This is a genomic window from Cupriavidus consociatus (genome assembly GCF_017814975.1).
GTDB lineage: Bacteria > Pseudomonadota > Gammaproteobacteria > Burkholderiales > Burkholderiaceae > Cupriavidus > Cupriavidus consociatus.
On sequence record NZ_JAGIQA010000006.1, the window covers coordinates 290843 to 298554 of the forward strand.

General features: G+C 67.6%; 7 protein-coding genes and 1 pseudogene. 7 read left to right on the forward strand and 1 reads right to left on the reverse strand.

What is annotated here, in order from left to right:
* The first annotated feature begins 1 nt into the window (after position 1).
* The 7 genes from J8I82_RS11345 to J8I82_RS11375 all read left to right on the forward strand — a co-directional run bounded on the left by J8I82_RS11345 (position 2) and on the right by J8I82_RS11375 (position 7551).
* The gene (locus J8I82_RS11345; RefSeq protein WP_209757305.1) at positions 2-1099 is read left to right on the forward strand and encodes a branched-chain amino acid ABC transporter permease; all 1098 of its coding nucleotides are present in this window, start codon (positions 2-4) and stop codon (positions 1097-1099) included.
* Positions 1096-1857 carry an ABC transporter ATP-binding protein gene (locus J8I82_RS11350; protein WP_209757307.1) on the forward strand — a complete coding sequence of 254 codons (762 nt, stop codon included), beginning with the start codon at positions 1096-1098 and terminating at the stop codon, positions 1855-1857. The genes J8I82_RS11345 and J8I82_RS11350 overlap by 4 nt, the downstream gene beginning before the upstream one ends.
* Positions 1854-2579, forward strand: coding sequence for an ABC transporter ATP-binding protein (locus J8I82_RS11355; protein WP_209757308.1), 726 nt, complete (start codon positions 1854-1856; stop codon positions 2577-2579). Before J8I82_RS11350 ends, J8I82_RS11355 begins: the two co-directional genes overlap by 4 nt.
* Before the next feature lie 319 nt (positions 2580-2898).
* Positions 2899-4800, forward strand: a complete 1902-nt coding sequence (locus tag J8I82_RS11360) for a potassium transporter Kup (RefSeq protein WP_209757310.1) — start codon at positions 2899-2901, stop codon at positions 4798-4800.
* Positions 4801-5082: 282 nt separating this feature from the next.
* Entirely contained in the window at positions 5083-5532 is a 450-nt protein-coding gene (locus J8I82_RS11365) for a hypothetical protein (RefSeq protein ID WP_209757312.1), read from the forward strand.
* A gap of 236 nt (positions 5533-5768) precedes the next feature.
* Entirely contained in the window at positions 5769-6206 is a 438-nt protein-coding gene (locus tag J8I82_RS11370) for a hypothetical protein (protein WP_209757314.1), read from the forward strand.
* A 265-nt stretch (positions 6207-6471) separates the two neighbouring features.
* Positions 6472-7551 carry an alpha/beta fold hydrolase gene (locus tag J8I82_RS11375; RefSeq protein WP_209757316.1) on the forward strand — a complete coding sequence of 360 codons (1080 nt, stop codon included), beginning with the start codon at positions 6472-6474 and terminating at the stop codon, positions 7549-7551.
* Between the two features lie 35 nt (positions 7552-7586).
* Here J8I82_RS11375 and J8I82_RS38270 read toward each other — a convergent pair.
* Positions 7587-7712: pseudogene (locus tag J8I82_RS38270) on the reverse strand (bifunctional UDP-4-keto-pentose/UDP-xylose synthase); the annotation flags it as partial.

Here is a 7712-nt window from a genome sequence, read left to right on the forward strand (position 1 = left end):
CATGAATCCGACGACATTGCCGGCGCGCCGGCATTCCCGCGGCAATGCCGCACTGCTTGCCGCGCTGGGCTGGCTGGTGGCCTTCTCCGTGCTGGCCGTGCTGCCGTTGCTGCTGACCGCGGACAGCCACAAGTTCTATATCGAGCTGCTCAGCAAGGTGATGATCATGGCGATCTTCGCGCTGTCGCTGCAGCTGCTGATCGGCTATACCGGGCTGGTGAGCCTGGGGCATGCCGCGTACTTCGCCATGGCGGCCTACGCCACCGCGATGCTCGCGCCGCAGTCCGGCCCGGGCAACGGCTGGCTGCTGCTGGCCGGCGCGCTGGCCGCCTCCGCAATTCTGGCGCTGGTGGTGGGCGCGCTGGTGCTGCGCACGCGCGGCGTGTATTTCATCATGGTCACGCTGGCCTTCGCGCAGATGGTGTACTTCGTCTTCCATGACACCAAGGTCGCCGGCGGCAGCGACGGCACCTATATCTATTTCCGTCCGGAATTCCCGGTGCCGGGCGAGCAGTTGCTGACCGTCACCGACCCGACGCACTTCTACTGGCTGGTGTGGACGGGCCTGGTGGCGACGGTCGCGCTACTGGCGCTGGTGCTGCGCTCGCGCTTCGGCCATGCGCTGGTGGGCATCCGCCATAACGAGCAGCGCATGCGCGCTGCCGGCTATGCCACCTATCGCTACCAGCTTGGCGCCTTTGTCGCAGGCGGCGTGCTGGCCGGGCTGGCGGGCTTTCTCTATGCCATCCAGTTCGGCTTCGTCAATCCGGAGATCGCGTCATGGCACCAGTCGGGCAACGCCATGCTGATGGTGATCCTGGGCGGCGTCGGCAGCCTGGCCGGGGCGGTGCTGGGGGCGTTTTCGTTCGTGCTGCTGGCCGAATGGTTCAGCACGCTGACCAAGCACTGGCAGCTGGTGATGGGCGGCTTCATCATCGTTGCCGTCGCGCTGCTGCCGCGGGGCCTGGTGAGCCTGCCCGCGGTGCTGCGGCACGGGCGTCGCGGCAGAACCGGGCGCCACAACGGCGGGCACGGGACCGAAACCAGTGAGGCCGGTAAGGCCGGTGACGGCAACGCGCGCAATACGGAGGCCGCATGAATACCCCGGTACTGCAGGCGCAGCAGCTTACGCGCCGCTTTGGCGGCCTTACCGCTGTGGCCGGTGTGGACCTGTCGCTGGCGCTGCACGAGATCCATGCCGTGATCGGCACCAACGGCGCGGGCAAGTCCACGCTGATCAACATGCTGTCGTGCGAACTGCCGCCCACGTCCGGGCGCCTGTTCCTGAAGGGCGAGGAGGTGACAGGCTGGTCGCAGCCGCGGCTGGCGAGGCATGGCGTGGGGCGCAGCTACCAGCGCAACAACATCTTCCTGCCGCTGACCGTGCGCGAGAACTGCCGGCTGGCGGCGCAGTCGCGCGCGCAGCGGGCCTGGCGCCTGTGGGAAAGCGCGCAGGGCTGCCGCACCAGCGCCACGCTGGCCGACGAGGCCATGGAGCGCGCCGGCCTGGCGCCGCTGGCGGACCGGCCCGCCAGCGACCTGGCGCATGGCCAGAAGCGCCAGCTCGAGGTGGCGATGTGCCTGGCCACGCAGCCAGTGGCACTGCTGCTCGACGAGCCGCTCGCCGGCATGGGCGCCGAGGAATCGACGCGCATGCTGGGGCTGCTGCGCGGCTTGCGGGAGGGCCATGCCATCCTGCTGGTCGAACATGACATGGACGCGGTGTTCTCGGTTGCCGACCGCATCACCGTGATGGTCAACGGGGCAGTGATCGCCACCGGCACGCCCGAGGCGATCCGCGCCAACCGCGAAGTCCAGCTCGCCTACCTGGGCGAGGAAGAAAGCGAGGCCGCATGAGTACGCCCATCCGCACCCCCATGATCGAAGCCACCGGCATCAATGCCTGGTACGGTTCGAGCCATGTGCTGCGCGGGATCGATTTCACCGTCGGCGTGGGCGAGACCGTCGGCCTGCTTGGGCGCAACGGCATGGGCAAGAGCACGCTGCTGCGCACGCTGCTGGGTCACGTGCGCCAGCGTGAGGGGCAGATCCGCGTGGCTGGCCGCGATATGTCGCGTGCGCAGCCCTATGAGGTGGCGCGCATGGGCGTCGCCTACGTGCCGGAAGGGCGGGGCATTTTCCCCAGCCTGTCGGTGCGCGAAAACCTGCTGATGGCCGCGCGCAAGGGCTGCAACGGCCGCAATGACTGGGACGAGGCGCGCGTGCTCGACCTGTTCCCGCGCCTGAAGGAGCGCCTGTCGCACGGCGGCCAGCAGTTGTCCGGCGGCGAGCAGCAGATGCTGTCGATCGGCCGCGCGCTGATGACCAATCCCGACTGCCTGGTGCTGGACGAAGCCACCGAAGGGCTGGCCCCGCGCATCGTGCGCGAGATCTGGGAAGTCATTGCCACGGTGCGCGCCACCGGGATCGCTTCGGTGGTGGTAGACCGCAACTTCCGCTCGGTGCTGGCCCACGCCGACCGCGCCGTGGTGCTGGAAAAGGGCCGGGTGGTGCTGGCCGGTCCGGCGCCCGACCTGGCCGGCAAGCCGGAGGCGCTGGATCGTTACCTCGGCGTCTGATCCTCTTTGGGTGCTCTATCAGGCGCAAATGTTGCCATGCCACAACGGCCCTTGCGGGCGCAAGGACACGCTGTTTTGCTTGCCCGGGCCTTGACCGCTGGCCACTTCCCTCCCATGCTTGCTGAGTCACGAAAACGGCATTCGAATCAGCCGGAGTGGTCGTTCACGGGCAGTTCATCTAGAATTGTGCGGGTTTGTGCAATGCAATAGAACGCAAAAAGCGCCGGAAAACGGTCGCAGCAGTCGGCACCCCCGCGCCCGGGTGGCGACTGCCAGAGCCAACAAACTGCCGGCGAGCCGGCCGGGCAGACCCAATCTCATGACTACCCAGTCCACAACCAGCCATTATTTCGTCGAGAGTCCCAGCACGCGTGCCCTGGTACTCGGTGCGGTCGGTGTCGTCTTCGGCGACATCGGCACCAGCCCGCTGTACGCGCTCAAGGAGTGCTTCAGCAAGGAACATGGCATCGCCTTCAGCACCGACGCCGTGCTCGGCGTCATCTCGATGCTGTTCTGGGCCATGATCATCGTGGTCTCGATCAAATACGTGGTGTTCGTGATGCGCGCCGACAACGACGGCGAGGGCGGGGTGCTGGCACTCATGGCGCTGGTGCTGCGTACCGTGGCGCCGCGCTCGGGCAAGGCCAAGATCCTGATGATGCTCGGCATCTTCGGCGCCTGCATGTTCTATGGCGATGCGGTCATCACGCCGGCGATCTCGGTGCTGTCGGCGGTGGAAGGCCTGGAGATCGCCGCGCCGCAGCTGTCGCAGTTCGTGATACCGATCACGCTGGTGATCCTGGCCGCGCTGTTCCTGATACAGCGCCATGGCACAGCCGCGGTCGGCAAGCTGTTCGGGCCGATCATGACAGCCTGGTTCCTGACGCTGGGCGCGCTGGGCGTGTTCAACCTGGTTCAGGCGCCGGAGATCCTCAAGGCCGTCAATCCGCTGTACGGCATCACTTTCCTGCTCGAGCATGCGCTGCAGGCCTTTATCGTGCTGGGCTCGGTGTTCCTGGTGCTGACCGGTGCCGAGGCGCTGTACGTCGACATGGGCCACTTTGGCGCGCGCCCGATCCGCATCGGCTGGTTCATCCTGGTGATGCCGTGCCTGATGCTGAACTACTTCGGCCAGGGCGCGATGCTGCTGCACAACCCTGCCGGCGCCGAGAATCCGTTCTACCTGATGGTGCCGGAGCCGCTGCTGATCCCGATGGTGCTACTGGCCACCTGCGCCACGGTGATCGCCTCGCAGGCGGTCATCTCCGGCGCCTTCTCGCTGACCAGCCAGGCGATCCAGCTGGGCTTCGTGCCGCGCATGCGCGTGCGCTACACCTCGGCCGCGGAAATCGGCCAGATCTACCTGCCGGTGGTCAACTGGCTGCTGCTGGTGCTGGTGTTCGGCGTGGTGATCTCGTTCAAGAAATCGGAGAACCTGGCGGCGGCCTACGGCATCGCGGTGACTACCACCATGGTCATCACCAGCATCCTGGCGGCGGTGTGCATGCGCAATGTGTGGAAATGGAACACGGCGATGGTGGTGCTGGTCGGCGCGTCCTTTCTGCTGGTCGACCTGTCGTTCTTTGCCGCCAACCTGCTCAAGGTTGCCGAAGGCGGCTGGTTCCCGCTGCTGCTGGGCAGCATGGCCTTCTTCATGCTGATGACCTGGTACAGCGGCCGCAAGCTGCTGCGCGCGCGCAGCCTGGAAGACGGCATCCCGCTGGAGCCGTTCATTGCGGGCCTGCTGGCGCACCCGCCGCACCGCGTCGAGGGCACCGCGGTGTTCCTGACCGGCAATACCGATTCGGTACCGGTGTCGCTGCTGCACAACCTCAAGCACAACCGCGTGCTGCACGAGCGCGTGGTGTTCATGCACTTCGTCACGCGCGACGTGCCGTATGTCGACGACGATCATCGCGTCAGCTGCAAGGACCTGGGCGGCGGCGTCTTTATCCTGAAGTCGGAATACGGCTTCAAGGAAACGCCGGACGTGCAGAAGGTGCTGGACCTGGCCGACCGCAAGCTCGGCATGCATTTCGAGCTGATGGAAACTTCGTTCTTCATCGCGCGCGAATCGGTGATCCCGTCCAAGCTGCCGGGCATGCCGATGTGGCGCGAGAGCTTGTTCGCCTGGATGCATCAGAACGGTGCCAAGCCGTCGGACTTCTTCCAGATTCCGGCCAACCGGGTGGTTGAGCTGGGCACCAAGGTCGAGATCTGAAGCGGACGGGCCTGGTGCCCCCCGCTGCAAGCCCCGGGATGGCGCCACAAGGCGTGTCCCGGGGCTTTTTTGTTTGATGCAGTGCGCGCGGACGAGTTGCGCGCCTGCCATGCGCCACCCGCAGGCGCTTCCCCGGGGCGCCTGTCCCGGAAACCCGGGCCTCGCAGCAGGCGGCCCGGGACTATGGCCTCATGCGCGCGCCACCCCGGTCGCCGGACAATGCAACCCTCAACTTGTCACAGGACCCCTTCGTGGCGGTCCGCCTCCTCGAGGAGTTGTGCCATGCGTTCGTTGCAGCAGTGGTCTCGCCCGTCCAGCCGGCATGCCGACGAAGCCCGTCGCGCCCGCCTGCCGCGACGTGCGCTGCCGCCATGGCTGCGACGCACGCTGCGCCAGCGCATCGTGCGCACCGGCGCGGTGCTGCTGCCGCCGGCGCTGCTGCTGCTCTACGTCTTCTGTCATTCACACGCGAACTGGGAGTCGTGGCTGGCCTCGCTGCGCGAGCTGGACCACGATCACGGCGCGCCGGCGCGCGAGCTGGGACGCGCGTTGTCGCTGGCGCGCTCCCTGCGCGGTCGCCAGGCGCCGGATGCGGCGCTCTGGCGCACCGCGGTGCGGCTGGCCGCCGGCCGCGTGTCGGCGTGCCTGGCGGCACGCTGGCGCAGTCCGGCGCGGCTGATGCCGTCGCTGCCGCTGGTGCCGCTGCTCGCAATGTTCGGATGGCTGCACTGAGGTTGAGCGACTGAAGCGGGGCGCCAGGCGCGCCAGCACGCTTCACACCCCATACCCGCATCTTCCTGATCCAGGAGTCAGGCACCGCACCGCTGCCGCGATGGGAGGGCAGCCGGTGCCAGGCAATCGGCCCGCACGGCAAAGGCGATCCCGTGCGGCCCGTGCTTTCCGTTGGTGATCGCCTGCATGAGGGACCGCAGCGGCCACGCTGCAGGCATCCCCGGTTGGAGATAGCAATGCATAAGAAGTTTGCCCAGACCCTGCTCACCGTCACCGCACTTGCCGCCGCACTGGCTGGTGGCGTGACCCCGACCGCGCACGCCGGAGTCGGTGATGATGCGACGCAGACTACCGCGCATGCCCGCCATGGACAGCGCGACGCCTTCACCGACGGAGCACACTGGCCCGCGACCGAGGCCATGATGCTGCCCGTGGTGGCGCGCCAGGGCATGTCCGTGTGCGCGGTCCGTGGCTTTGATCCGAACCGGGACGGCATGCGCAAGCCCGATCCATACACCGACGGCGCGCGCCTGGGCCAGTTCGACCCGTTTACGGAAGGGGCCCGCATCAGTTCGCGCGACGGCTACAGCGACGGCGCGCGCAGCGGCTCGCGTGACAGTGGCGAATGCCTGTCGTCGAGCGGGCGCGCGGGCTCGGCGGCCAGCCGCGCATAAGCACCTGGGCCGGGAGGCGCCATGCCAGCGCATGTGCCGCCATGACACGCGCGTGCCCAGCGCTGGCGCACGCTTATCCCCGCCCATCGGCCCGGTTTCATGCCGGGCCACTGCATTTGCGCAACGCCGTGAGCGCAGGCGCAATCCCTTGCAAAGCTGCACCGATCCTTTCCTACACTAGTGAAGTCACGCGGCGCGCCCGCCTGGCAGGCAAGGCCCGAGGGCCGCGCCGCCGGCGGGCCGTCCCAGCACCGCGCGGCCCGACATGCCGATGTTCAAGCAGCAGATACGCCTGTGCACCAGCCGTGATGGCGTTCGCCTTGCCTACGCCATCACGGGCAGCGGCGCGCCGCTGGTCAAGGCGGCCAACTGGATGAGCCACCTCGAGTTCGACGTGGGCAGCCCGGTGTGGAGCCACATGATCACGGCGCTGTCGGCGCACCACACGCTGATCCGCTATGACGAGCGTGGCTGCGGGCTGTCCGACCGCGATATCGAAGACCTGTCGTTCGACGCATGGCTGCGCGACCTGGAAACCATCGTCGACGCCAACGGTGTGGAGCATTTCCCGCTGCTGGGTATCTCGCAGGGCGCATCGATCGCCGTGGCCTACGCCGTGGCACACCCCGAGCGCGTCAGCCACCTGATCCTGCACGGCGGTTATGCGCGCGGGCGGCTCAAGCGCGACAACCTGAGCCCGCGCCTGCGCGAGGAAGCCGAGCTGATGAACAAGCTCGCCGAGCTCGGCTGGGGCCAGGAGAACCCCGCTTTCCGGCAGTTCTTCACGACCCAGTTCATCCCGGGCGGCACGGCGGAGCAGCATGCGTGGTTCAACGAGCTGGAGCGCGTCTCCACCTCGCCGCTGAATGCCGCACGCTTCATGCGCGTGTTCAATGAGATCGACGTGGTCGCGCTGCTGCCCAGGGTCACGTGTCCGACGCTTGTGCTGCATGCGGTGCGCGACGCGCGCGTGCCATTCGACGAGGGCCGCCTGATCGCCAGCGAAATTCCCGGCGCGCGTTTCGTGCCGCTCGAAAGCGGCAATCACCTGCTGCTCGACACCGAGCCCGCGTGGAGTCGCTGGCTCGACGAGGTGCGCGCTTTCCTGCCGGCCGCCGCACCGGTGCGCGATCCCGCCTTCACCGCACTGACGCGGCGCGAGCGCGATATCGTCGAACTGATCGCGCAGGGCCGCGACAACGCCCAGATCGCCGCGCGCCTGGACCTGTGCGAGAAGACCGTGCGCAACCACATCACCAGCATTTTCGCCAAGCTGGAAGTGGAGAACCGCGCGCAGGCCATCGTGCTGGCGCGCAAGGCGGGGTTTGACCGCGCGGACGCCTAGGGTGGCGCGTTGGGTCCCTTGCGGCTTGCCTGCGCTTACGAGTGGTTCACCAGCGTGCGCGCGTCGGCCACGTGACCGCGATAGGCCTCGAAGATGCGGCGCAGCGACTGCTCCATCGTGACCTCGGGCTTCCAGCCCAGCGCTTCGATGGTGTTGTCGAT